This is a genomic window from Flavonifractor hominis (assembly GCF_040095835.1).
GTDB classification, from domain to species: domain Bacteria; phylum Bacillota; class Clostridia; order Oscillospirales; family Oscillospiraceae; genus Flavonifractor; species Flavonifractor hominis.
The window spans coordinates 201,079-225,286 of sequence record NZ_JBBMFT010000001.1 but is presented as its reverse complement, the minus strand read 5'-3'; the positions used below and the strand labels follow the sequence as shown (position 1 = coordinate 225,286).

Below are 24,208 nucleotides of genomic sequence, written 5' to 3'. Positions count from 1 at the left end.
AGTTCACTCCTTCGATTCTTCCTGTGCCAGAAAATGTGTAATATAGTCTATCTGGACCTGCACGGAAGCCATACCGGTACCACCGGCAGAAATACGCTTTTCCACGCAGGTATGCAGGTCAATCGTCTGGTACAGTTCCGGCCCAAACAAGGGCGACAATGCACGATATTCCTCCAGTGGAAGATCCTCCAAAACTCGGCCTTCTCTGATGCACTTGGCCACCAGTTGGCCCACAATCTTATAGGCAGAACGGAAGGGCATCCCCTGTTTAACCAAATAGTCCGCCAAGTCTGTGGCGTTGATGAATCCCTTCTGCGCAGCGGCATACATGTTGTCCTTCAGCGCCGTCATGCTTTCCACCATTGGCACAAACACTTCCAGACAGTGGTGCACAGTATCCACAGCGTCAAAGATCGCCTCTTTATCCTCCTGCATATCCTTGTTGTAGGCCAGCGGAAGCCCTTTGAGCATGGTCAGGGTACCCATCAGATCGCCGTATACCCGCCCAGTCTTACCTCGAACCAGCTCGGCCATATCCGGATTCTTTTTCTGCGGCATAATGCTGGAGCCGGTGGTAAAACTATCGTCCAGCTCCACAAACTTGAACTCCCAGGAGGACCAGAGCACGATCTCCTCTGAAAAGCGGGACAGGTGCATCATGATCACAGACATCGCCGAGAGCAGTTCCACACAAAAATCCCGATCAGACACACCGTCAATACTATTAAGGGTAATCCCATCAAACCCAAGCGTTTTGGCTGTAAGCATCCGATCCGTATCATACGTGGTGCCAGCCAGTGCACAGGAGCCCAGCGGGCAGAGATTCATCCGCTTAACTGCATCGCTGAGCCGTGCCACATCCCTGGTAAACATCATGGCATAGGCCAGAAGATGGTGAGCAAAGGTTACCGGCTGGGCCCGCTGAAGATGAGTGTAGCCAGGCATAATGGCATCTGTGTTTGCTTTTGCCTGTTCCAGAACAGCGGCAATCAAATGATCCAGTTGGATACGGATCTCTCTTACAGCATCCCGCAAATAAAGTCTCAGATCCAGCGCAACCTGATCGTTTCGGCTGCGGGCAGTGTGCAGCCGCTTTCCGGCATCGCCAATCCGTTGAGTCAGCTCCGCCTCCACAAACATATGGATATCCTCCGCCTGGGGGTCAATCGTCAGGACGCCGCTATCCAGATCCTGTAAAATCCCCTCCAAACCAGAGACAATCTGCTCATAATCCTGCTGCGCCAGAATGCCCTGAGCCGTCAGCATGGCAGCATGGGCCAGCGAACCGGTAATATCCTGCCGATACATACGGCTGTCCACATGGATGGATGAATTGAAATCATCCGCAATCTGATTGGACGCTTTGGAAAAACGTCCAGCCCATAATTTTTCCTTCATATCAGTGCGCCCGGCCGGCCACATGGACCAGCCGGGCGCCCCCTCCTCTTCTCTACGATTACTGCTTTCCAGTGTTCTTGGCATCCACCTTGGCCTGGACCTTAATCGGCAATCCAAACAGGCTGATGAATCCAGCGGAATCTGCCTGGTTGTAGACCTCATCCTCATCGAATGTGGCAATCTCCGGATCGTACAGCGACCAGTCACTCCACACACCGGCATTGATGATATTGCCCTTATATAGTTTGAGCTTTACCTTGCCCGTGCAGTGTTCCATAAGTACATCTACAAAGGCAGACAGTGCCTTACGCAGAGGGGTATACCACTGGCCATTGTAGACCAGATCGGCAAATGTAATAGCCAGCTCCTGTTTTTTATGAGCAGCATACTTATCCAGACACAGGGTTTCCAGCACCTTCAACGCGTGATACAAAATAGCACCACCGGGCGTCTCATATACACCGCGGCACTTCATCCCCACCAGCCGGTTCTCTACAATATCCAACAGACCAACACCGTTGGCTCCTCCCAGATCATTCAGCTTCAGAATGATTTCCTTGGCACTCATCTTCTGCCCATCCAGCGCCACAGGCACGCCCTGTTCAAAGTCCAGCGTTATATAGGTCGGATGATCCGGCGCCTGCATGGGCGAGACCCCCATCTCCAGGAAACCTGCCTTCTCATACTGAGGTTCATTGCCGGGATCCTCCAGGTCCAACCCCTCATGGCTCAGATGCCACAGGTTTTTATCCTTGGAGTAGTTGGTCTCACGGGTAATCTTCAGAGGAATATTGTGAGCCTCGGCATAAGCAATCTCTTCTTCACGGGATTTTATGCTCCACTCTCTCCAGGGTGCAATAATGGGCATATCAGGGGCAAAGGCTTTAATAGCCAATTCAAACCGTACCTGATCATTTCCCTTGCCAGTACAGCCATGGCAGATAGCATCCGCTCCCTCCGCCTTGGCAATCTCCACCAGACGCTTGGCAATCAACGGCCGCGCGAAACTGGTACCAAGCATATAATCCTCGTACAACGCGCCCGCCTTTACCGTCGGAATGATAAACTCATCCACAAATTCGTCCGTCAAATCTTCAATATACAACTTGGAGGCACCCGTCTGGATCGCTTTCTCCTCCAGTCCATCCAACTCTGTTCCCTGTCCCACATTTCCAGAGACTGCAATTACTTCACAGTTGTTATAGTTCTCTTTCAGCCAGGGAATAATAATAGAAGTATCCAGTCCACCAGAATAGGCCAGTACAACCTTTTTGATGTTCTTCTTGTCCATGTCCATCCGCTCCTCAATCTCAGCACATCCGGTGCTTGACTTTGTAGCCTTATCATACAGCTAGATGAATAAAATTGCAATAGATTTTTAATAATTATTCACTTCAAAGTTGAACTCTGGTAAAATATACAAAATAAGTCCTATGAAAAGCCTGTCTATACCAACAAAATAACAATGACTGACCGCATAAAAAAAAGGGCGCCCTTGATAGGGCGCCCTTTTGAAACCGGATCTTAGTGCTGCTCGCCACGCATACGGGCAAAGCAGTCGCTGCAATAAACAGGACGGTCGGACTTGGGCTCGAAAGGAACCTTGGCCTCGCCGCCGCAGGCAGCACAGGTAGCGGTGAAATACTCGCGGGGGCCACGGGAAGCGGCCTTGCGGGCGTCACGGCAAGCCTTGCAGCGCTGGGGCTCGTTCTGGAAACCACGCTCAGCGTAGAACTCCTGCTCACCAGCGGTGAACACGAACTCCTGGCCACATTCCTTACATACCAGAGTCTTGTCTTCGTACATGATGATACCCTCTCTTTGCTTTGTTGCCCAGGTCCGGATAACCGTTTCTGCTGGGTCAATAATATTGCGTTCAGCACTTGCTGAAGTCGCCAGTTGAAAAATGCTGTGCCAATTTACGTCGAATACGCTGCACAGCGTTGTCCACCGATTTCGGGGACTTATTTACCTCGGCTGCAATTTCAGAGTAGGACAAACCGTTCAGATACAACCGAAGTACGTTTGCTTCGAAACCGGACAATTGGCCCTTCAGCGCATCCATCCGCTCACGGAAGGCCTCCCTGCTCAACAGAATTTCCTCTGGATCCTCCGTCTGTTGGCCTGGGGTGCTATAGGGATACGAATCGCCGCTCCCGCTAAAAAGAGGGGTTTCGAACGAGACTGAGTTGTTCAGCGGTGTGTGCTTATCTCTCGCTGCTGCTTTGATGGCAGAAATCAGGCGGTTTTTAATACAAACCTCCGCATAGGTACGGAAAGACGCCGCTTTCGACGGATCATACTCCCGAATTGCGGCAAGCAGACCAACCATGCCTTCCTGTATCAGATCCTCACTATCCCCACCTGCCAAAAAGTAGGGACGCGCGCACATCCGAACCGTCCGGTTATAACGCAACACAAGAACTTCTTCTGCCGTACGATCACCCAATGCGACCGCATGGCAGAGCTGTTCATCCATCAGTTGCTGCAGTTGAATCTGCTCTGCTGTCATGCCATTTTCTCCTTGCCCATTATACGCAGAAGGATTTGGATTTGTCAAGCTTTTATGCAAAAATTTCAGATATATCAATAATTTTTTATGACATTTGCCAAAAGCTCCGCTACTGTGCGCGCCTGTTCCTCTGACTGGGCTTCCACCATTACCCGAATCAGCGCCTCCGTACCGGAAGGACGCACCAAGACCCGGCCAGTGCCAGCCAAAATCGTCTCCTGCTCTGACACAGCAGCTTTGATCTCTTGAGCTGTCATAATAGCCTCTTTTTTGGCTTTATCTGCCACGGGAACATTGATCAATACCTGAGGATACCGCTTACAGTCCTTTACCAGCTGAGATGCTTTTTTACCCGAACGATGGAGCAGGGACAAAAATTGCAGCGCAGTCAGCTGGCCGTCGCCAGTGGTAGCATATTTGCGGAAAATCGTGTGCCCGGACTGCTCACCACCCAACACATAGCCGTATTCCTCCATCTTCTCCAGTACATTGCGGTCACCCACACTGGTGCAGAACAGCTCCATGTTGTGCTCCCGGCAAAATACATGCAGGCCCAGATTACTCATGACAGTGCCTACGATGGCATTGCCAGGCAGTTTTCCCTTCCCCATCAACTCCAGGCCACAGGCGGCAATGACCTGGTCGCCATCGATCTCCTCGCCAGTCTCATCCACCATCAGGCAGCGGTCCGCATCTCCATCAAATGCAACACCAAGATCGTACTTACCTGCAGTTACCATAGATTTCAGGCTGTCCAGATGGGTGGAACCACAGCCGTTGTTAATGTTCACACCATCTGGATCCGCATTGATAATATCGGCATGCAGATCTTCAAAGCGGTCAAACAGTCGCCCCGCAGTGGCAGAAGACGCACCATTGGCGCAGTCTACCAAAATCTTCAGTCCAGACAAGTCAGAGTCAATGGTGGACACCAGATGGTCAATATAGTCCTGACTCTCTTTCTGATCGGCGTATACCACCCGTCCAATCTCGCCGGCAGTCTTGCGCGGTACGGGCACTTTATTGAGGATGATGTCCTCAATCTTACCCTCCAGCTCATCAGAGAGCTTGAAACCCTGGTTGTTGAAGATCTTAATTCCATTGTGTTCAAATGGATTGTGGGAAGCGGAGATGACGATACCAGCATCGCAGCCGCTGTCTACCGTCACCCAAGCCACACCTGGGGTAGGAATCACACCCAAGTGGAGCACGTCAGCCCCAGCGGAGCACAAACCTGCGATAAGCGCGCCCTCCAACAAATCGGAGGAGATGCGGGTATCCTTTCCAATGGCAAATCGGGGTTGTCCGGCCCCTTTTTCCTGGGCCATCACATAGGCAGCGGCCAACCCCACATTAAAAGCTAACTCCGCGTCCAGACCGGCATTGACTACACCGCGGATACCATCAGTCCCAAATAGTTTGCCCATATTTACATTACCTCTTTCTTCCAACATCATCAAAAGTTTGCTTTATGCCCACTCAACAGGGAACTTCCCCGTTCAGATCATCCTGTCCATTTGCTCTGGCAGCAACCGGAAGGTTAACCCGTCATACCTCTGTCCACGCACAAGGCGTAGATCCTTTTTCCTCATGTACTCAGAAAAACCCAGTTTTTCTGCCAGACGAATCATCCGGACATTGCCAGACCAAGTCTGTGTGTATACCTCCGGCACACCACAGGCGAACAGATACCGAATATAAAGTGTCAGCGCGGCCTGGGCATAGCCCTTCCTTCTGACGGTCTGAGGCACTATTGTGATACCCACCGCCAGACGCTCCCCAGCCTCAGTGATGCAACAAGCGTCGTCGATATAGTAGGCACCCAGCCATCCGATATGTGTCTGTTCCATATCATCCACGCAGATTTCCAAGCTCAGCACCGGATCCTGCTCGGGTAACCGCTCGATTCTGCTCAACCACACCGCTTTTTTCTCCGCGAGCTGCTTTCCGAGTTCCTCCTGCGTCTTTCCCTCATAGTCCCAGGGTCCGTCCCATAGCTTCCACTCGGTATCCTCACTCTCCCAGTAGACCCGGTCATACACGTCACAACATTTCATCGGCCGCAGGAGGACCTTTCCATCACGCAATACCTTGTCTATGATACCACACCTTCATTCCCGGCTGAGTTTTCCATATCATCGGCACATACTGCACTCATAAGCTCAGCTGGTCCATGCCCATGCCGCCAGGGACGCTCAGCCCCAAATGTTCGTAGGCTCGCCGGGTAACGCACCGCCCTCTGGGGGTCCGGGTAAGAAATCCCATTTGCATCAGATAGGGTTCATACACGTCTTCCAGAGTAACCGCTTCCTCATTGATGGTGGCGGCCAGCGTCTCCAGCCCTACTGGACCTCCGCTGTAATGCTCAATAATACTAGAAAGCATCCGCCGGTCGATTGCGTCCAGACCAAGGTAGTCTACCTCCAGCGCAGTAAGCGCAGCATCGGCTACGTCTCGGGTAATGACACCTCCCGCCTTTACCTGAGCAAAGTCACGGACCCGGCGCAGCATCCGATTGGCAATGCGCGGGGTGCCTCGGCTGCGCCTTGCAATCTCCATGGCACCGTCAGCTTCGATGGGTACGTTCAAAATACCAGCCGAACGGGTGACAATGAGAGCCAACTCCTCCGGAGTATAGAGTTCCAGCCGCAGGGTTACACCGAACCGATCCCGCAGAGGGGCTGACAGCTGACCCGCTCGGGTAGTGGCGCCAATAAGGGTAAACTTGGGTAAATCCAGTCGGATGGAGTTGGCGGAAGGCCCCTTGCCAATGATAATATCGATGGCAAAGTCCTCCATGGCCGGATATAGGATCTCCTCTACCGACCGATTGAGTCGGTGGATCTCATCCACAAATAGAATATCGTTTTCTGCCAGATTGGTAAGAAGCGCCGCAAGATCTCCCGGCTTTTCAATCGCAGGACCGGAGGTTATGCGGATGTTGACCCCCATCTCATTGGCGATGATGTTGGAGAGCGTCGTCTTACCCAGACCTGGCGGGCCATGAAGCAAAACATGATCCAGGGGCTCATTACGCATTTTGGCCGCCTGAATGAATACTTCCAGGTTTCCCTTAGCTTTCTGCTGGCCGATGTATTCGTTTAAGGTCTTAGGGCGCAGGGAACCCTCATTCTCATCATCCCTGGTAAGGGATGTGGTTACCAGAGGTTCCTCCGTCTCAAACCCTTCTTCAGAAAATGCAATGCTCAAAGTCTCACTTCCTTTTCGGAACCGGTTCGCCATACCGGTAAAGGTATCACTCAAAGCAGTTTACAGATTATAGCACGTTTTTATCCTTTCCACTGATCCAGAAGCTCCTCCACTTGGTCCAGGAAGGCCCCCTCCCCTAATGTGTTGATCTTGAAAAACATGGCCTGGCTGCCACCGGAGGTGATAGCAGAGAGAAAAAGCCGGTCCCCCTCCCCAACCAGGGTCAAGTTCAGGCTCACCCGATTGCCGCCCATGACGCTGTACCGCTCGTACACCCGGACGGCACAACGGAAATTAGCACCCTCGTAGTCACTGCTCTCTTCCCAACTGGCAGAAGCACTTCCGTTCAGAATGCCGTCATGGAGATAATCCAGTAATGCATCAAAATTACCAGTTAGATTCCGTTCCAATTTGGCCATACATGCTCCTCCTTTCGGTAGACCGAGATTTATCCCTTCACCATCTTTTTCAGCGCCTGCTTGATCACTTCCTCCAGACTTAATGCCTCCAAATCAATTCCTTTGAGGGCCATACCGATCTCGTTCTGGGAATACCCAAGCACCGCCAGGGCAGCGGCGGCCTCGGAGGATTTATTCTCCGGAATAACAGTAACGCCTGTACCGCCATAAGATTCTCCGCCCGGGCTGATCTGGCCCTTGGCCAGTTTATCCTTCAGCTCCAGAATAATGCGTTGGGCAATTTTCTTACCGATACCCTGTGCTACGGTCAGGGCCTTCTCATCCCCAGTGATGATGCTCATAGCCAGCGATTCTGGTGTGGCTGCAGAAAGAATGGACAACGCCGCTTTGGGGCCTACTCCGGACACCCCAATCAGCAACTGAAAACAATTGAGTTCATTTTCTGTTGCAAAACCATAGAGCTCCATAGCGTCCTCCCGGACGTTCAAATGGGTATAGAGCTTGGCAGTTTCCCCTTTTTTCAGGTGGGCAAGGGTGTTATTGGTGGTACGGCAAGCATAACCCACCCCACCACAGTCGATAACCGCCAAATATGGTGCAGTATGGGCCACTGTCCCTTTTACATAGTAAAACATAATTTCCAAACTCCTAGCGATTTCGCACAGCGTACCGGCCGCTGCCAGGTTTGGCAGCATCGGGGTTCTGAAGACGGGAAGTATACGAGCGGGCATGGCACAAGGCGATGGCTACCGCATCGGCAGCATCATCCGGCTTTGGCACTGCTTTCAGGTTTAAAAGCCGTTTTGTCATGTCCATAACCTGACGCTTTTCAGCTTTTCCATAACCTACCACAGCTTGTTTGACCTGACTGGGGGAGTATTCATAAATAGGGACTTTATGCCTCTCCGCTGAGAGAAGCAACACCCCCCTGGCCTGAGCCACACCAATGCCGGTTGTAATATTGTTGTTGAAAAACAGCTCTTCAATGGCCATAGCTTGTGGATGAAACTGCGTCAGAAGCAGGTCCATATCATCTGCGATCTGACGAAGCCTGGCAGGAAGAGCTTCTCCAGCTGGAGTAGTGATCGCACCGCACTGGATCAGACGCTGACGCCCTTGGTCTGCTTCCACTAACCCAAAGCCAACGATGGCAAAGCCGGGATCGATTCCTAAAATCAGCATAATTCTGTAGTCCCTTCCTGTGTCCATACAGAATTTATTGTAACACGGAGCCGGGCGGCGCGCAACCTGGAATTGCGTGCCGCCCGGCTCCGTCGGATAGAACATTTGTTTAAGCCCTGGGATGGGCCTTATTATATACACTCTTTAACTTCTGATTGACTACCTGAGTATAGATTTGAGTGGAAGAAATGTCTGCGTGTCCCAACATCTCCTGAATGGAATGTAAATCTGCTCCATTTTCCAGCAGATGAGCTGCAAAGGAGTGGCGCAGCGTATGTGGTGTGATCTCCTTTTGGATGCCAGCCTTCTCCTGGTAATGTTTTATAATCTTCCAAAAACCCTGTCGGCTCATCCGCTCTCCGCTCATATTTACAAAAAGCGCTTTTTCATCCGCATGCTCTACCATCTGAGGCCTTACATGCTCCAGATATGCCTGCATTGCCCGTACCGCTGCCGGATATAAGGGGATAATACGTTCTTTTCCCCGGCTGGCACATCGAATAAAGCTGGCAGATAGATTCAGATTCTCCAGATTCAACCCGATAAGCTCCGACACTCGAATCCCGGTAGCATAGAGCAATTCCAGCATGGCACGATCCCGGCACCCCTTGGCATCCGTGGGATCAGGCTGTTCCAAAAACAGCTCTACTTCCTTGGACGTCAGAATCTGGGGCAACTTCCGCTCCACCTTGGCCGGTGCAAGTCCTTTGGCCGGGTTAAGGTCAACCATCCCGATTTTTATGAGATAGGTATAAAAGGATTTGAGCGATGCCAGCGACCGTGTCACTGTAGCCGCAGATTTTCCAACAGAAGTTAGGTGCCGAATATACGCCTCTACATCCGCCTGTTCAGCCTGCTCCGGAGCAATTCCAATCTCCTCCAGCCAGCGGAGGTATTGGGTCACATCCCGCAAGTAGGAACTTAATGTATTGGGCGTGGCCCGTTTTTCATAGTTCAGATATTCTGTATAACCGCTGCGATAATCCATCCTACCCCACACCTTCTTGCCCGTATTCTTCTGTTCTATCAGCACAAAAAGGTCTGTGCCAATCCCGAAATCAAGGGCGGAACTGCAACCCGCTCCAGAAGCACACACACACACAGTGCCAGAGCGCAAAGTCCACACCGGCGAAGATAGGCCCGCCCATACGGCAAACGCGCCGCCCTGTTGTTCTGTCCGGTATATCCAGCCAGCCCTCTGGCAGCAGCGAAACTTTGTACCCCAAGTACAAATAACACCGGCACGGAAATCGCCCCGCTCAGACCAAACAGCAAAAACGCCAGCAGACAGCCGGAGCTTCCAAACAGCTGGATAAAAGATGCAATCGAAAACCCCAACAAAAATCCTCTCACAGCAAACAGCAACGGCAGCCCAAGCAACCCAAGTGCAGTAAAGCCAAGCAGAAGCGCCAGCAAGGGCCATCGCATCATATCCCAAATCTGAGCCGCTAGACTGGGCAATTCCAGTCCATCCGTTATGGCCGAGCGTAAAAAACTATCCACATAAGCCGACAACTGCTCCCGGCCGCTGCCATCTACACAAGAAGCCAGAAGACAGCCTGTCACCCCTCCCACAAAAAAGCAGGCGGCGACGAGCACCAGCGCAGGTAGATAACTACCCTCAGATACATTCCACACTCCGGCTACCGCTCTGCGCATCGTTTACTCCCTCCCTTGGTGAAAACGTATGCCTGCAGCCGGTCAAATAGACGCATAAAAGTGGCTCCTCTTCTTATAACTATAGCTTACGAAATACCATTGTGCAAGGAAACTCAAACAAAAAGTTTATTTTTGTATATTATGACAATATATTATGTAAACATTATTATGTAAACTAAGTAAATAAACAAATAGAGCACGCTTCCCTTGCGCGCTCTATTTGTTCTTAATTTTGTGTTTTTAGTATCAGTTTCGAGGTCTATATGACAATTTTGTTTGATTATCTAACGATTACAAATTGTATAATTACAGTTTGTATAGGTCATTCTGCCAGCCCAGATGCAATGGCTTTCAGCGCAATGGCACATTCCAGCCGCTTGCGCTCCAGCTCACACCCAACCTTATGAGGATGCTTTATGTCACCATTGACAAGCAGGTTAGATGCAGAACATCCACCGGAACAATAGAAGCGAGCCCAGCAGTCCCGACATTCCTCCCGGGTATATATGTTCAGAGCAGCAAACTGGCTGGAAAGTTCCCTGTCAAACGTTCCATCATAGACACTACCCAGTTTGTACTCTTCATTACCCACAAACTGATGGCACGGATAGATGTCCCCTTCCGGTGTGATAGCTACATACTCACACCCAGCACCACAGCCTCGCAGCCGCTTAATAACGCAGGGACCTTGAGCCAGGTCTACATTGAAGTGGAAGAAATTTGTCTCCCTGTGGTCCCGAAGATACTCCGCCAGGCGCTCATACTCCGCCTTCAATTCAGGCAGATCGCTCTCCTGAAGCGCATAGGGATCATCCTCCTTGCCCACCACAGGCTCCACCGAGATATTGCGTCCAATGGCAGCCAGTGCCTTTACGTCCTCTGCAAAGTCTTTGTGGAAGCGGGTAAATGTTCCTCGCAGATAATAGTCCTTGGTACCACGGCCCTCAATCAGCTTTTTAAACTTGGGCACGATCACATCGTAAGAACCTTTTCCGTTAATCGTAGGACGCAAATCGTCGTTGACTTCTTTGCGTCCGTCAATGGACAAAACTGCGTTGGACATCTCACGGTTAATGTACTCAATGTTCTCATCATCAAGCAGCACTCCGTTGGTAGTCATGGTAAAACGGAACGACTTACCATGTTCTTTTTCAATCGAGCGCGCATACTCCACTGTAGCCTTTACGGTATCCATGGCCATCAGAGGCTCTCCGCCAAAGAAGTCCACTTCAATATTGCGACGGTGACCGGATTTGGCAACCACGAAATCGATGGCCCGCTTTGCCGTCTCCTGGCTCATGGTCATGCGGTGACCCGTACCAAAGTCGCCAGTGGAAGCAAAACAGTACTTGCACCGCAGGTTACAGTCGTGGGAGACATGCAGACATAAGGCCTTTACCAATGCCTGCTGCTGCATGGAGGCAGCCTTCTCCCGGTCAATGTAGTCGTCCTCTTCAAACAAAAGGCCCTCACGGACCAGCTCTCGCAATTCCTGCCAAGCCCCCTCCAGATCAGCCGGGTCATATTGGGGCAGCTTGGCACAGATCTCCGCAGGACAATGCTCCGCCATAGGCGGCTGCACCTGCTCCAGCAGATGATAAGTCAGCTCGTCCAGTACATGGACAGCTCCACTGTTCACATCTACGGCAATGTTTACGCCGAGACACTGAAAGGTATGTACCATAAATTTTCGTTCCTCATTTCATTCCGGCATGGAAAAAGGGTGGGATGCCCCACCCTTTTCTCAGCTGCGTTCGTTCTTACTTGTTCTCGCACTTCTGGTTGGCCACGGTGCAAGAGGTCTTACAAGCGGACTGGCAGGAGGTCTGGCACTCGCCGCAGCCGCCGTGAGCGGCGCTGTTCTTCAGAGTTGCGCCGTTGAGCGTCTTCACATGCTTCATTCTGTTTTCCCTCCCATGACTATGGTTTGTCGCGATTATAACACATCTCATTCATAATTTCAATTATTTTCTTCGTTTTTTCCGGCGCGGTCTATGTCCACCACTCAATACTCCAGCCGCCGTACCACCGCAGAGCGAACCAAACAGCAGCCCAATACCGCCAGATTCAATGGACATATTTTCAAAACAAAGCGCTCCGATGGTAAGCAACAGTAAAAATAATACTCCACCAGTGACAAGCCCTACTACCAGCGCCCTGCATCCGCATCGGTGAACCGCCAGAAGCCCACCCGCAAAAGCCCCCAGCACACACCCTATAATAGCCAGTTGGTACATGAGCTCACCGCTCAGCAGTCCTCCGGAAATCGCCGCTGAGGCTGCCAGTAAAAAGGCAAAACATACTGCCAGTGCCAGGAGGCCGCCCAGCAGGAGCCCCGTCCCGCAGCGAATCAGTTTTGCGCTCTGCTCTTCCTCCTTTTTTCGCATAAAAACACCCTCCCTTGCCTTTGGTTTCTACAGAAACCTATGCTGGGAGGGTGTTCAATATTACTTCTTGTCCTTGCTATCCGAAACCGACTCAGTGGACTGGGTCCCCTTGGTGGAAACTGCCCACTTGGTAAACTCGATGCGTACCCGGTCCGCGCTGGTCTCGATCACAATAGTATCTTCCTTTACCGCGCAGATCGTGCCTACAATGCCGCCGATCGTGGTGATCTCGTCTCCCACCGCCAGCTCGGAACGCATCTTGGCTGCCGCTTTCTTCTTCTTGTTCTCCGGCCGGATGAGCAGGAAGTAGAAAATCGCGACCATAACCGCGAGCATTACGATCATGCTTATTCCACCGCCAGCAGTACTACTTTGGGTCAGCATGGTACCCGCAACCTGTGTCAGCAAAATGATCCCCTCCATATATACTTTGATGATAAAATATCATCAGTGGAATATTATAAAACCAAATGCAGATTTTGACAAGCCTTTTCCGCTATATTTACAAAATCTTCATAGCCGGGCAGCCAGCTTTTCCGAATATTCCTGACGGAACAAAGCGAAGTCTCCCACATCCAAAGCCTCCCGAATACGCCGAGTCAGCTGATTGTAAAAATACAGATTGTGCAACACTGCAAGGCGCATGGCAAGCATTTCATCTGCAACAAACAGGTGGCGCAGATACCCACGTGAGAAGTTACGGCATACCGGGCAATCACATTCCGGGTCGATAGGAGCCTCATCCAGCTTGTATTTCTCATTGCGCATATTTCGTGTTCCGGACCAGGTAAACAGCTTGGCATGTCGTGCATTGCGGGCTGGCATAACACAGTCGAAGAAATCCACACCCCGTGCCACTGCTTCGATGATATTGGAGGGTGTTCCTACTCCCATCAAATACCGCGGCTTATCTGCGGGCATGTACGGCTCCACCGCATCAATGATATCGTACATCATCTGTGTAGGCTCGCCAACTGCCAAACCGCCAATGGCATATCCATCACAGTCCAACTTGGCGATTTCCTTCATATGCCAAACCCGCAAATCAGCAAAGGTCGCTCCCTGATTGATACCAAAGAGCATCTGGTCCGGATTCACTGTATCCGGCAAAGCGTTGAGCCGGTCGTGTTCCACCTTACAGCGCTCCAACCAGCGCAACGTACGCTCGCAGGAGGCTTTGGCGTATTCATAAGTGGCAGGATTTTCCACGCATTCGTCAAATGCCATGGCAATATCAGATCCCAGGTTGGACTGGATTTGCATGGACTCTTCCGGCCCCATAAAAACCCGTCGGCCATCGATGTGAGACGCAAAGGTAACCCCTTCCTCTTTGATCTTGCGCAGGCCGGACAAGGAAAATACCTGGAAGCCACCGGAATCTGTCAGAATAGGACCGTCCCACCGCATAAAGCGATGCAGGCCGCCCATTTGGCGAACCACCTGATCTCCCGGCCGCAAGTGCAGGTGATAGGTGTTGGACAGCTCTACCTGACATCCGATTTCCTTCAAATCAAGGGCAGACACCGCCCCTTTAATGGCAGCCTGGGTCCCCACGTTCATAAATACCGGTGTCTGCACCGTTCCATGTGCACAGGTAAAAACACCGCGTCGGGCTCTCCCCTCTGTTTTGATCACTTCAAACACAGAAAAACTCCTTTATTGTTCGTGTTCTATTTTTCTTCATCCATCTCATTGGAAAACAGCTTCAGGAACTCCTCTTCGCTCAATACAGGGATGCCAAGTTCTGTGGCCTTCTTCAGCTTGGAACCAGCTGCTTCTCCCGCCACAAGATAGGAAGTCTTTTTGGAAACAGAACCAGACACTTTGCCTCCCTGCGCCTCGATCATAGCGCTGGCTTCATCACGGGTAAAGCGTTCCAACGTACCTGTGAGTACAAAGGTTTTGCCGGACAGCCTGTCCCCTACCGGAGCCTCATTACTCACAAACGAAACCCCAGCCTCCCGTAATGTCTCAATCAGATGGCGGCTCTGTTCATTGGAGAACCAATCCAACAGGTTCCGGGCTGTAATAGCACCCACATCCGGGACAGCTGTCAGTTCCTCCTCCGTAGCCGCCATTAGGGCATCCAGCGTACCAAAGTGCGCAGCTAATACTTTACCCGCCTTCTGTCCAACCTGGCGAATACCAAAGGCAAACAGCAGCCTGCCAAGACCAGCGGTCTTAGAGCGCTCAATAGCCGTTATCAGATTCTCTGCACTCTTTTTACCCATGCGCTCCAACGCTGCAACCGATTCTGCCGTTAAATGGTAGAGATCTCCCGGCCCCTTTACCAGTTCTGCTCCCACCAAGCCCTCCACTACAGCAGGGCCAAGTCCCTCAATATCCATGGCATCCCGGCTGGCAAAATGGACAAGATGACGCAAACGCTGGGCTGGGCACTCCGCACCGGTACAGCGGATATGGGCACCATCCTCATCTCGGGCTACCGGCGCTCCGCAAACCGGACAACGTTCCGGCAAATGATAGGGCATCGTTCCTTCTGGCCGTTTTTCCCGAAGCACTTCTACAATCTCCGGAATGATCTCTCCCGCTTTCTGTACCAGTACGGTGTCACCGATCCGAATGTCTTTCTCGGTAATAAAATCCTGGTTATGAAGCGTGGCGTTTGTGACAGTCGTTCCAGCCAGACGTACCGGCTCCACCACTGCTTTTGGTGTGAGTACACCGGTTCGTCCTACCTGAACGACGATATCTATCACCTTGGACGGTTTTTGCTCCGGCGGATACTTGTACGCCGCAGCCCAGCGCGGAAATTTCGCCGTACTTCCCAGCAAAGATCTATCTACAAGGTTGTTTACCTTTACAACCGCTCCATCAATATCAAAGGCATACTGTTCCCGTCCTTCTCCCATGGCGCGGATGTGGGCAGCAACCTCGTCAATGGTTTTACAGCTGTCATGTGGAATTACTTTAAAGCGTTGCTGCTGCAAGTATTCCAGGGTTTCTGTGTGGGTAGTAAACGTTCTTCCTTCTGCCCATTGAATATTGAATACCCGAATGTCCAGTTTTCTGGACGCTGCAATTTTGGGGTCCAACTGCCGAAGCGATCCTGCTGCCGCATTGCGCGGATTGGCAAACAATGCTTCCCCGCGCAATTCCCGTTCAGCGTTGAGATGCTCAAAGCTTTTTTTGGGCATGAAGACTTCTCCCCGGACGATCAGTCTTGGAAGCGCCTCCGGCAGACGAAGCGGAATAGAAGGAATGGTCTTAAGATTCTCTGTTACATCTTCACCCACTTGACCATCCCCTCGGGTGGCGCCGCGGACAAATAGTCCATCCACGTACTCCAGTGCCACCGACAAGCCGTCTACCTTGGGTTCTACATCGTACTCTACTTCATCTGTCAGCGTCTCCCGTACCCGCTGGTCAAATTCCTTCAACTCGTCAACTGAGAACACATCCTGAAGGCTCTCCAGCGGAACCTGGTGGCGCACTTCCTGAAATCCGTCGGCGACTTTCCCGCCTACCCGCTGCGTGGGAGAATCAGGGGTCAGCAACTCCGGATATTTTTCCTCAAGCTCTTCCAAACGGCGGAGCTTATGGTCAAAATCGTAGTCAGACATGCTGGGATTATCCAGTACATAATATTCATAATTCGCCTGTTCCAACTCCTGACGCAGGCTTTGGATCTCTTGTCTCTCGTCCATGGTGGACCTCCACTTGGAATCTTTGAGTAAATCGGGGCAACAGGCGGGACAACAACAGATAGAGCCAGAACCCACACAGAGCCCCTACGGTATTAAGAATGATATCATCAATATCCGTGGTACGCATCAGAAAATACTGTCCTATTTCTACCAGTGTGGAAGTGGCCAATCCCACCAGTACAGAGCGCCGCCAAGTGGCACCTCGGAACAGCAACGCAGGGAAGAATCCCAGTGGTACAAACACAGCCAAGTTGCCCAGGAAATTGAGGATGGTAAAAAATATACCACCCTGGGTCAACTCCTGCCAATAATCTCCAAACATCCGAAATGGCACCAGGTTCACATTGCTCCACAGCGAGGGGCGATCCACCAACAGGGTAACGTCTCCCCATAAGCCCGGGGAATCTTCCACCCAATAGACTGGCCATAAGGTCACAGCCAGCACACCGAACAGGCACATAATGAATAAGATCAGTCCCACTTCCCGCCATGGTGTTGTGCGCAGTCCCATGGCCTCCAGTGCCCGCCGGCGGTAGGGCCAAAAGCAAAGGAATATCACCGCTGCCGGAACAGCCACTATCAACATTTCTCGCAGATAATAGAGTACTTCATATTGAAAGAACAGTAGTAAAGTGTGCAGCATATTCCAATCCCCCTTTTCCTTATTATAACAAGGGAAGATTAGACAAACCCTTATGTTTTTCTTACAGATCTCTTACGGTTGTTGTTCCGTCAACTCTAGATAAGTCTCCGGCACACTCCCAACCAAAAGGGTCTCTGCCGCACATACCTGAGCCTCTACCACAGTCTCCACCGTGCCACCCGGAATAAGAAGGGTAACTTCTACCTGGACCTCTAACATGATCTGGTGGAGCGTCTGATTAATACCTGCAGAGGTAAATACGTTGCGGAAGTCCGCTGACGGTGTGGCAGCAGTCAGCACCCGCACAGGAATGTTGGGTCCCAGATTTGAAGCGGATGAAAGTCCAGTCAGGCTACCAAGCGGAATTCCAAGGTCTTGTCCGTCAAGTGACTTCACTTCACAAAGTATATCTTCCAATATTTCTGTTCGGAGCACATTCAAACGTGCAGAATCTGTTGTCAGAACAGTGACCTGCCCCGCTTCATTTTTTTCCAATGTCACCAGCTCACTGTAAGAAATCGCCTCTGCCGTCAGTGTATCCGTCACCGCCCGATTTATAATGCCAGTCACAGTATTTTCCACCCTGGATTGAGCCAGGGCAACGACTGTCGGGCGCAGGGCAGAATCCAGCAGTCCGATGACCAACAGTGCCATGCCGATTCCAAAAACAGCTGATAACAGTATGCCTCCGCCCCGCCGCCCCGGCTTCCTTGTCCGCCGGGGTGGGCGGAACCATAGGCGATAGCGCGGTCTATGCATCTAGCGTCACCTCCCTTCTGGGAGGCTATGCACGCCAGGCTTGCTCTTATGCGCTGTTATTCTTCGGCTCGGAGCAACTCCTCCACTGCCAACAAGACCCCAGCTTTACCGCTTTCATAGGTCAGGCCGCCCTGCAGATAGGCCGTATAGGGCTCCCGCATAGGCGCATCGCAGGATAGCTCAATGGATGCTCCCTGGATAAAAGCGCCGGCAGCCATAATAACCGGACAGTCATAGCCTGGCATATCCCAGGGCTCGGGAGTAACAAAAGAGTCCACAGGGGCACCAAACTGGATCCCTTTGCAGAATTTTTTCAGGGGCTCAGGTGCGCCGAAGTGGATCATCTGGATAATGTCGTGGCGCACTGTATCAGACGTGGGCTCGGTCCGATACCCCAAAAGCTCCATGATCCGTGCAGCGAATATAGCCGTTTTTACTGCCTGTGCCGTGGTGTGCGGAGCCAGGAAAAGCCCCTGATAGAGACTACGGTTACTGCCAAAGGTGGAACCGCATTCCTTGCCGATTCCCGGGGTAGTCAGGCGCATGGCCGCCCCCTCCACCAGATCATGCCGCCCGGCAATATAGCCGCCGGTGGGGGCCAGGCCTCCGCCCGGGTTCTTGATAAGAGAGCCCACAACCAAATCGGCTCCCACCTGAGTAGGTTCAATGGTCTCCACAAATTCACCATAGCAGTTGTCCACCAGAACAGCGGCCTGTGGATTGTTGTCCTTGACGACCTTGGCCAGCGCGCCAATCTCGGCAACTGACAGAGAGGCACGGGTGGAATATCCTTTAGACCGCTGGATAAGTACTGCCTTGACGCGAGGATCTTTCACTGCCGCTGCCAACCCGACCGGGTCTGGAGCATTGTTAACCAATTCTACTTGCCGATATTTAATGCCGTAGCTTTTCAAGGAACCTGGACCTTTATCTACCACACCTATGACACCCAGCATGGTATCATAGGGAGCACCCACGGCGGAGACCAAAATATCCCCCGGCTTCAGTGCACCGAACAGAGCACAGGAAATAGCGTGAGTCCCGTTAACAAACTGGACCCGCACCAGCGCATCTTCCGTGCCGAAGAGTTCCGCAAAGATCTGGTCCAGTGTATCCCGTCCCAGGTCATCATAGCCGTAACCAGTTGTCCCGGCAAAATGTGCCTCAGCTACCCGGTGCTTTTGAAAGGCAGCCAAGACCTTTCGGGTGTTTTCCTCTGCAATAGAGTCAACACGCTCAAATTGTTCCCGCAGGCTGGACTGCGCCTGAGCGGCCAGCTCCAGCACGCGCTCACTTATTTGTAAAGCCATTTTACTTTATTCATTCCATTCTGTCTATATTGCGCGGGAATTCCTCCCGCAAAAGGCTGTAGATGTAGTCGTCCCACTCCTGCCCTTCCAATACATGGTGATGGCGCAGGACAGCATCCCGCTGGAACCCCATTTTTTCCAGCAGCCGAATCGAGGACCGGTTAAATGCGCCAGTCTGAGCATATACCTTATTCAGCCCAAGTTTCAAAAGCAACAGTTCGCAAATCATGTAAAGCGATTTAGCCATACATCCATTGCCACGAAAGGCAGGCAACAGGAAATAACCCAATTCTGCGCTGCGGTTACGAGGATTATAATCGGACACTGTAAGCTTTCCTATAGCTGGGCCTCCCTTGGCCTGATACAGGCCACAGATCAACCGATTTCGGTCTTGAAGCGCCTGTTGGTAAAGCGCTAAAAGCTCCTGATCGGTCCGCCGCTGCACCGGACGGCAGGTAAAGCGGGCAAATCCCTCCTCTTCTTCCATCCGGTGCAGCGCAACCAGGGCTTCCGAGCTGATACAGTCCAGAAGTACGCCGCCTCGCATGCGGGGCAGGCACATGTCCGGGGTCGGCAAACAGTCCATATCAGTCCAGTTCCGCCTGGGCAAAGGCAGCCGCCAACGCAGCACAGGCCTCCACATCCCGCAGATCCGCCATCTCCAAAGGCGTATGGATATAGCGGCTGGAGATGGAAATACCACCGGTGTACACCCCAGCCCGGGTCTGGTGAATCGCCCCGGCATCGGTGCCGCCAGCCTTCAGAATATCTTTCTGCCAAGCAATCTCGTTCTCCCGGGCCAATTGCTCCAGTCGAGCCACCACCAAGGGATGGCAGATTACAGAACTATCCATCACCTTGATCGCTGCACCGCCGCCAGCCACGCTGCTGCACTCATGGGGGGCACCGGGAATATCGTCCGAATCTGTCACATCTATCGCAATACCATAATCGGGGTCCACGCCATAGGCCGCCGTCCGGGCACCGCGGATCCCGACCTCTTCCTGTACAGTAAAGACAAAATACAGATCGTTTCTGTTGTTTCGGATCTGCTCCAGGGCCATAAGAAGCACCACGCAGGCGATGCGGTCGTCCAGATAGGGAGAGAAAATCCGATCCCCAGAAACGAACGCCTGAGTATCATACACCGCCGTATCCCCTACCTGGATCAGACTCCGGGCCTCTTCCCGGTCCCGGGCTCCGATATCCAGGTAGAGGTCGTCCAGCTTCATCTCCTTGGCCTCCACCTTTCCATCCAGAGCCACCACGCCTCTCACGCCATTGGCAAACCGGATGGGAGCACCCAGCACCTCATGGGCAGACAGCCCGCCCACGCGTCCAAAGCGCAAAAATCCCTTCTCATCAATATGGGTGACAATAAACCCAATGGAATCCATATGGGCCGCAAACATTACCTTGGGCCCATTCCCCTTTTTATGGCAGATCAAGTTGCCCAAGGTATCTATCGTACACTCATCCACATAGGGTTCAGCCAGCTGGCGGATAACGTCCGCCACAGGTCGCTCACAGCCTGAGGGGCCATGGCAGGCATTCAGCGCCTGCAAGGTCTGCAAAATATCCATATGCTCAATCCTCCTTGGACAGATCGTCGATAAACGCCCGTACCAACTCAAGCACTGCATCAAAATCGCGGACACAGGCAACGCTGGCCGGAGCATGTACATAGCGGACTGGAACCGCCACTACAGCCGTGCGTACACCGCTCTTGGTGCGTTGAAAGGCTGCCGCGTCGTTGCTCCCAGAGATGTAGTCCTTACTCTGCCATGGGATTCCAGCCCGGTCAGCCAACTCCCTCAGTCGCTCAAACAGCCCTCGGTCAGCAATGGAACCGTTGTCCATAAACGCTAATACCGCTCCCTTGCCCAGTGCACACACCCGTTTGTGTTCAGGAATACCCGCCACATCAGCAGCCGTAGTTCCCTCCACAACCAAGGCAATTTCCGGTGTGACGGAAAATGCCGCGCCAAAGGCCCCGCGGGTCCCTACCTCTTCCTGCACAGTGAACACAAAGGTACAGTCCATAGGCAGCTGCTCTTTCAGCAGCGTGAGCAGGACTGCACAGCCCACACGATCATCCAGGGCCTTGGCTTTGAGGAGATCGTTACCAAACTCCACACAGTCTCCAGCAAAAACCGCTACATCGCCCAAAGCAACAATCTTCTCTGCCTCGGCTTTATTGTTGGCTCCAATGTCGATATAAAATTCATCCAGCTTGGGGACAGTTTCTTCCTCTTCCCGGCTTACCAAGTGATAAGCTTTTAACCCAATCACGCCAGGTACGGCCCTCTCGCCTACCAAGACAGGCTTGCCAATCAGTACCCGACGGTCTACAGAGCCCACTGCGTCAATCTTCAGATAGCCCTCATCCGTGATGGTGCGAACCATGAGGCCCACCTCATCCATGTGAGCACAAAGCAGCAACTTGTCTCCCGTATTCTTTTCTCCCTTTTTCCGGACGATCAAGTTGCCAAGGGTGTCCACCCAGAGCTCATCTGCGTAAGGGCGTGCAGCCTGTATGAGAAACTCCCGCACCTTATCCTCCCAGCTGGATACACCGGGCAAGGCGCACAGCTGTTTGACCAATTCTTTCACAGCCTGACCGCCTCCTTTCCGAGGTTCTTTGCAAAGGCAGCCAACAGAGCCGCCACAGCCTCCATATCCTTGAGGGATAGCACCTCAATGGGACTATGCATGTACTTCAAAGGCAGGGAGAGCACCGCGGTGGCTACGCCTTCCCGGCTGATCTGCATTTCCCAGCCATTGGTACCCGTATGGCCGGACATGACTTCCAGCTGATAGGGCATCTGCTGTGCTTCGGCCTGATCCATGAGGCGTCGGGTCATCCATCGAGCCATATTGGGACCCACGCCAATGGCGGGACCTCCGCCCAAGGTGAAGGTCTTATCCGCCGGACCATCCGGGGTGCGTCCGTGTGTCACATCTACGGCAATGCACCAGTCCGGCTGTACCGACCAAGTAGCAGTAGTGGCACCTACTCCGGAAACCTCCTCCCGTGTGGAGCCCAGGATACATACATCCACATCCAGCTCCTGTCCTTGCAGCAACTCTGCCGCCCGCAACAATGTTACAAAGCACGCCCTGTCATCCATCGACTTGCCGCACATCTGGTCCTCTCCAAGGGCAAAGCAGCTGCCCCGGTACACCATAGGAGTTCCAATGGGGATGGCCTGCTCGGCCTGTTCCTGGCTCAGTCCCACATCCACAAACAGCTCTTTGATGGGAATGGACTTGTTCCCTACCTCTCTGTTCTGAAGATGGGGCGGCTGGCAGGCCACCACTCCGAATCGGGGCGGCTGCGTTAAAATGGTAAGCTCCCGCCCAGGCAGCATACGTGGGTCTACCCCACCGATGCTGCAAAAGCGGAGAAATCCGTCTTCAATACCGGTGACCATAAGGCCGATCTCATCCAGATGAGCGTCCAACAGGAGCAGTTTCGCCCCTGGTTTTCCGCAGCGGCGTATGCCGATGACATTTCCCATACGGTCAACCGAAACCTCATCCACCAATGGCCGCAGCAGTTCCTGTGCAACGGTGGCTGAGGCGTTTTCAAAGCCAGAGGGCGCTGTACAGGCGCACAGTTTCTCCAGCGCATGTCTCATATCCAACCCGCATTCCTCCTATTCCAGGGCATAGATGATCTTTTTAAATGCTGCGCCCCGCTCCATAAAATTTCTAAACTTGTCAAAGGATGCACAGGCCGGCGACATCAGTACCACGTCTCCCGGCTGTGCCAGTGCATGAGCCGCCAATACTGCCTGATCGAAATCATCATAGGTCTGAATGGGAAGTACTTGCGCGTCATAGCCCGGTGCCTTTTCTACCGCCTGTCGGATCTTGTCTGCCGTTGCACCGGTCAACACCAGAGCTTTCACATGTTCCACTACCTCTGGCCCCAGCACATCAAACGGAATGTGTTTATCATAGCCGCCCGCAATGAGGATCACCTTTTGGGTGAAAGAACGCAGCCCGGCAATGGTACGGGAAGGGCTGGAGGCAATGGAGTCATTATAATACTTTACTCCCTTCAAGGTCCGTACCAACTCGATGCGATGCTCTACACCCGTGAATTTAGCCGCAAAATCCCGAATGACCTGGTCTGGAACCAGACCATCCACCGCACCAATGGCCGCCATATAGTTTTCCACGTTGTGGTCGCCCGGCAATAAAATATGCTCCAGATAAAGGACCGGCCGCTCCTGTCCATCCCGCCGCGCAAAAATCGCCCCATCTCGGAGGAAGATTCCATGCTCCAGCGTCTCACGACGGCTGAACATGGTCACACTTCCCCTGGCCTGCGCGGCAAAAGCGCGGGTAATCTCATTGTCCTGGTTCAGCACAAGGCGGCCATTCGGTGTCTGATGCAGGAAAATATTCTTCTTGGCGTCGATGTACTCCTCCATAGACTTGTGAACATCTAGATGGTTGGGCGCTACGTTGGTGACCACCGCTACATCCGGGCTTCTATCCATAGTCATCAGCTGGAAGGAAGAGAGCTCCAGCACTGCAATATCACCGCTCTCCATCCCGCTGACATCCGGCAGGAGCGGACGGCCAATATTGCCGCCCACATAAACATTATAACCAGCCGCTTTGAGCAATTCGGCAATAATCGTCGTAGTGGTAGTCTTCCCGTCACTTCCGGTCACAGCAATGATCCTGCAGGGACAGACCTTGAAAAAGACCTCCATTTCTGAAGTGATAACACTTCCCCGCTCCTGCGCAGCCAGCAATTGAGGCACATCTGGGCGCAGACCGGGCGTGCGGAAGATGATTTCCTGGTCTAGTCCTTCCAAGTAGTCCAGGCCAAGGTGCAGCTCGGCCCCAAGGCTCTCCAATTCCTCCGCCTGACCACCAAAGTCGGCCCGCTGACGTTTATCGCAGGCGGTCACCTTTACGCCAGCTCGCAAGAGCATCTTGATCAGGGGTGTGTTCGATACGCCGATCCCGATCACAGCTACCCTTTTGCCCCTGAGTTCGGCCAGATAATTCTGTATGGTGGAACGCATAGGTTGTTCCTCC

Annotated in this window: 26 protein-coding genes; all 26 read right to left on the bottom strand. The window is 52.5% G+C overall.

Features of this window, described 5'->3' with window-relative positions; genetic code table 11:
- Positions 1–3: 3 nt before the first annotated feature.
- The 26 genes from argH to murD all read right to left on the bottom strand — a co-directional run bounded on the left by argH (position 4) and on the right by murD (position 24,195).
- On the bottom strand, positions 4–1,398 hold the full coding sequence (gene argH, locus WMO45_RS01195) for an argininosuccinate lyase (protein WP_349138804.1): 1,395 nt from the start codon (positions 1,396–1,398) through the stop codon (positions 4–6).
- Between the two features lie 58 nt (positions 1,399–1,456).
- A complete protein-coding gene (locus WMO45_RS01190; RefSeq protein ID WP_349138803.1) occupies positions 1,457–2,689 on the bottom strand; it encodes an argininosuccinate synthase in 1,233 nt (410 codons plus the stop codon).
- Between the two features lie 233 nt (positions 2,690–2,922).
- Positions 2,923–3,204, bottom strand: coding sequence for a zinc-ribbon domain containing protein (locus WMO45_RS01185; RefSeq protein WP_087334122.1), 282 nt, complete (start codon positions 3,202–3,204; stop codon positions 2,923–2,925).
- A 70-nt stretch (positions 3,205–3,274) separates the two neighbouring features.
- Positions 3,275–3,910, bottom strand: a complete 636-nt coding sequence (locus tag WMO45_RS01180; RefSeq protein WP_349138802.1) for a sigma-70 family RNA polymerase sigma factor — start codon at positions 3,908–3,910, stop codon at positions 3,275–3,277.
- A gap of 74 nt (positions 3,911–3,984) precedes the next feature.
- The gene (gene glmM, locus WMO45_RS01175; protein ID WP_349138801.1) at positions 3,985–5,337 is read right to left on the bottom strand and encodes a phosphoglucosamine mutase; all 1,353 of its coding nucleotides are present in this window, start codon (positions 5,335–5,337) and stop codon (positions 3,985–3,987) included.
- 72 nt (positions 5,338–5,409) lie between these two features.
- Positions 5,410–5,997: a GNAT family N-acetyltransferase gene (locus WMO45_RS01170; RefSeq protein WP_349138800.1), complete on the bottom strand. Its 588-nt coding sequence runs from the start codon at positions 5,995–5,997 to the stop codon at positions 5,410–5,412.
- Positions 5,998–6,064: 67 nt separating this feature from the next.
- On the bottom strand, positions 6,065–7,120 hold the full coding sequence (ruvB, locus tag WMO45_RS01165) for a Holliday junction branch migration DNA helicase RuvB (RefSeq protein WP_349138799.1): 1,056 nt from the start codon (positions 7,118–7,120) through the stop codon (positions 6,065–6,067).
- Between the two features lie 80 nt (positions 7,121–7,200).
- On the bottom strand, positions 7,201–7,539 hold the full coding sequence (locus WMO45_RS01160) for a DUF6054 family protein (protein ID WP_349138798.1): 339 nt from the start codon (positions 7,537–7,539) through the stop codon (positions 7,201–7,203).
- A gap of 29 nt (positions 7,540–7,568) precedes the next feature.
- The gene (ruvA, locus tag WMO45_RS01155; RefSeq protein ID WP_349138797.1) at positions 7,569–8,174 is read right to left on the bottom strand and encodes a Holliday junction branch migration protein RuvA; all 606 of its coding nucleotides are present in this window, start codon (positions 8,172–8,174) and stop codon (positions 7,569–7,571) included.
- A 13-nt stretch (positions 8,175–8,187) separates the two neighbouring features.
- The gene (ruvC, locus tag WMO45_RS01150; protein WP_349138796.1) at positions 8,188–8,721 is read right to left on the bottom strand and encodes a crossover junction endodeoxyribonuclease RuvC; all 534 of its coding nucleotides are present in this window, start codon (positions 8,719–8,721) and stop codon (positions 8,188–8,190) included.
- A 109-nt stretch (positions 8,722–8,830) separates the two neighbouring features.
- The gene (gene xerD / locus WMO45_RS01145) at positions 8,831–9,709 is read right to left on the bottom strand and encodes a site-specific tyrosine recombinase XerD (protein ID WP_349138795.1); all 879 of its coding nucleotides are present in this window, start codon (positions 9,707–9,709) and stop codon (positions 8,831–8,833) included.
- A 38-nt stretch (positions 9,710–9,747) separates the two neighbouring features.
- On the bottom strand, positions 9,748–10,380 hold the full coding sequence (locus WMO45_RS01140; protein WP_349138794.1) for a stage II sporulation protein M: 633 nt from the start codon (positions 10,378–10,380) through the stop codon (positions 9,748–9,750).
- Positions 10,381–10,702: 322 nt separating this feature from the next.
- Positions 10,703–12,064: a thioether cross-link-forming SCIFF peptide maturase gene (gene scfB / locus WMO45_RS01135; RefSeq protein ID WP_349138793.1), complete on the bottom strand. Its 1,362-nt coding sequence runs from the start codon at positions 12,062–12,064 to the stop codon at positions 10,703–10,705.
- Between the two features lie 76 nt (positions 12,065–12,140).
- Entirely contained in the window at positions 12,141–12,281 is a 141-nt protein-coding gene (gene scfA, locus WMO45_RS01130; protein WP_186906492.1) for a six-cysteine ranthipeptide SCIFF, read from the bottom strand.
- Between the two features lie 63 nt (positions 12,282–12,344).
- Positions 12,345–12,767 (bottom strand): TIGR04086 family membrane protein, encoded by a 423-nt coding sequence (locus WMO45_RS01125; protein WP_349138792.1) that lies wholly within the window; start codon positions 12,765–12,767, stop codon positions 12,345–12,347.
- Positions 12,768–12,827: 60 nt separating this feature from the next.
- The gene (gene yajC, locus WMO45_RS01120; RefSeq protein ID WP_349138791.1) at positions 12,828–13,175 is read right to left on the bottom strand and encodes a preprotein translocase subunit YajC; all 348 of its coding nucleotides are present in this window, start codon (positions 13,173–13,175) and stop codon (positions 12,828–12,830) included.
- Between the two features lie 105 nt (positions 13,176–13,280).
- Positions 13,281–14,411, bottom strand: a complete 1,131-nt coding sequence (tgt, locus tag WMO45_RS01115) for a tRNA guanosine(34) transglycosylase Tgt (RefSeq protein WP_349138790.1) — start codon at positions 14,409–14,411, stop codon at positions 13,281–13,283.
- 26 nt (positions 14,412–14,437) lie between these two features.
- Complete coding sequence (gene ligA, locus WMO45_RS01110; RefSeq protein ID WP_349138789.1) at positions 14,438–16,435, bottom strand: NAD-dependent DNA ligase LigA; 1,998 nt, start codon at positions 16,433–16,435, stop codon at positions 14,438–14,440.
- The gene (locus WMO45_RS01105) at positions 16,377–17,078 is read right to left on the bottom strand and encodes a VanZ family protein (RefSeq protein WP_349138788.1); all 702 of its coding nucleotides are present in this window, start codon (positions 17,076–17,078) and stop codon (positions 16,377–16,379) included. The genes ligA and WMO45_RS01105 overlap by 59 nt, the downstream gene beginning before the upstream one ends.
- A gap of 72 nt (positions 17,079–17,150) precedes the next feature.
- Positions 17,151–17,837 (bottom strand): sporulation protein YunB, encoded by a 687-nt coding sequence (yunB, locus tag WMO45_RS01100; RefSeq protein ID WP_349138787.1) that lies wholly within the window; start codon positions 17,835–17,837, stop codon positions 17,151–17,153.
- Positions 17,838–17,893: 56 nt separating this feature from the next.
- Complete coding sequence (locus WMO45_RS01095; protein ID WP_349138786.1) at positions 17,894–19,147, bottom strand: methionine gamma-lyase family protein; 1,254 nt, start codon at positions 19,145–19,147, stop codon at positions 17,894–17,896.
- A 10-nt stretch (positions 19,148–19,157) separates the two neighbouring features.
- Entirely contained in the window at positions 19,158–19,733 is a 576-nt protein-coding gene (locus tag WMO45_RS01090; protein ID WP_349138785.1) for a GNAT family N-acetyltransferase, read from the bottom strand.
- Position 19,734: 1 nt separating this feature from the next.
- Positions 19,735–20,730: a M42 family metallopeptidase gene (locus WMO45_RS01085; protein WP_349138784.1), complete on the bottom strand. Its 996-nt coding sequence runs from the start codon at positions 20,728–20,730 to the stop codon at positions 19,735–19,737.
- Between the two features lie 4 nt (positions 20,731–20,734).
- On the bottom strand, positions 20,735–21,760 hold the full coding sequence (locus WMO45_RS01080; protein WP_349138783.1) for a M42 family metallopeptidase: 1,026 nt from the start codon (positions 21,758–21,760) through the stop codon (positions 20,735–20,737).
- The gene (locus WMO45_RS01075) at positions 21,757–22,788 is read right to left on the bottom strand and encodes a zinc-binding metallopeptidase family protein (RefSeq protein ID WP_349139325.1); all 1,032 of its coding nucleotides are present in this window, start codon (positions 22,786–22,788) and stop codon (positions 21,757–21,759) included. Before WMO45_RS01075 ends, WMO45_RS01080 begins: the two co-directional genes overlap by 4 nt.
- Before the next feature lie 18 nt (positions 22,789–22,806).
- A complete protein-coding gene (murD, locus tag WMO45_RS01070) occupies positions 22,807–24,195 on the bottom strand; it encodes a UDP-N-acetylmuramoyl-L-alanine--D-glutamate ligase (protein WP_349138782.1) in 1,389 nt (462 codons plus the stop codon).
- Between the last annotated feature and the right edge of the window lie 13 nt (positions 24,196–24,208).

What these genes read in the sequence shown, in the direction of transcription:
- argH (WP_349138804.1), bottom strand. Translation starts at nt 1,398, where the DNA reads ATGAAGGAAAAATTATGGGCTGGACGTTTTTCCAAAGCGTCCAATCAG.
- WMO45_RS01190 (WP_349138803.1), bottom strand. Translation starts at nt 2,689, where the DNA reads ATGGACAAGAAGAACATCAAAAAGGTTGTACTGGCCTATTCTGGTGGA.
- WMO45_RS01185 (WP_087334122.1), bottom strand. Translation starts at nt 3,204, where the DNA reads ATGTACGAAGACAAGACTCTGGTATGTAAGGAATGTGGCCAGGAGTTC.
- WMO45_RS01180 (WP_349138802.1), bottom strand. Translation starts at nt 3,910, where the DNA reads ATGACAGCAGAGCAGATTCAACTGCAGCAACTGATGGATGAACAGCTC.
- glmM (WP_349138801.1), bottom strand. Translation starts at nt 5,337, where the DNA reads ATGGGCAAACTATTTGGGACTGATGGTATCCGCGGTGTAGTCAATGCC.
- WMO45_RS01160 (WP_349138798.1), bottom strand. Translation starts at nt 7,539, where the DNA reads ATGGCCAAATTGGAACGGAATCTAACTGGTAATTTTGATGCATTACTG.
- ruvA (WP_349138797.1), bottom strand. Translation starts at nt 8,174, where the DNA reads ATGTTTTACTATGTAAAAGGGACAGTGGCCCATACTGCACCATATTTG.
- ruvC (WP_349138796.1), bottom strand. Translation starts at nt 8,721, where the DNA reads ATGCTGATTTTAGGAATCGATCCCGGCTTTGCCATCGTTGGCTTTGGG.
- xerD (WP_349138795.1), bottom strand. Translation starts at nt 9,709, where the DNA reads ATGGATTATCGCAGCGGTTATACAGAATATCTGAACTATGAAAAACGG.
- WMO45_RS01140 (WP_349138794.1), bottom strand. Translation starts at nt 10,380, where the DNA reads ATGCGCAGAGCGGTAGCCGGAGTGTGGAATGTATCTGAGGGTAGTTAT.
- scfB (WP_349138793.1), bottom strand. Translation starts at nt 12,064, where the DNA reads ATGGTACATACCTTTCAGTGTCTCGGCGTAAACATTGCCGTAGATGTG.
- scfA (WP_186906492.1), bottom strand. Translation starts at nt 12,281, where the DNA reads ATGAAGCATGTGAAGACGCTCAACGGCGCAACTCTGAAGAACAGCGCC.
- WMO45_RS01125 (WP_349138792.1), bottom strand. Translation starts at nt 12,767, where the DNA reads ATGCGAAAAAAGGAGGAAGAGCAGAGCGCAAAACTGATTCGCTGCGGG.
- ligA (WP_349138789.1), bottom strand. Translation starts at nt 16,435, where the DNA reads ATGGACGAGAGACAAGAGATCCAAAGCCTGCGTCAGGAGTTGGAACAG.
- WMO45_RS01105 (WP_349138788.1), bottom strand. Translation starts at nt 17,078, where the DNA reads ATGCTGCACACTTTACTACTGTTCTTTCAATATGAAGTACTCTATTAT.
- yunB (WP_349138787.1), bottom strand. Translation starts at nt 17,837, where the DNA reads ATGCATAGACCGCGCTATCGCCTATGGTTCCGCCCACCCCGGCGGACA.
- WMO45_RS01095 (WP_349138786.1), bottom strand. Translation starts at nt 19,147, where the DNA reads ATGGCTTTACAAATAAGTGAGCGCGTGCTGGAGCTGGCCGCTCAGGCG.
- WMO45_RS01090 (WP_349138785.1), bottom strand. Translation starts at nt 19,733, where the DNA reads ATGGACTGTTTGCCGACCCCGGACATGTGCCTGCCCCGCATGCGAGGC.
- WMO45_RS01085 (WP_349138784.1), bottom strand. Translation starts at nt 20,730, where the DNA reads ATGGATATTTTGCAGACCTTGCAGGCGCTGAATGCCTGCCATGGCCCC.
- WMO45_RS01075 (WP_349139325.1), bottom strand. Translation starts at nt 22,788, where the DNA reads ATGAGACATGCGCTGGAGAAACTGTGCGCCTGTACAGCGCCCTCTGGC.
- murD (WP_349138782.1), bottom strand. Translation starts at nt 24,195, where the DNA reads ATGCGTTCCACCATACAGAATTATCTGGCCGAACTCAGGGGCAAAAGG.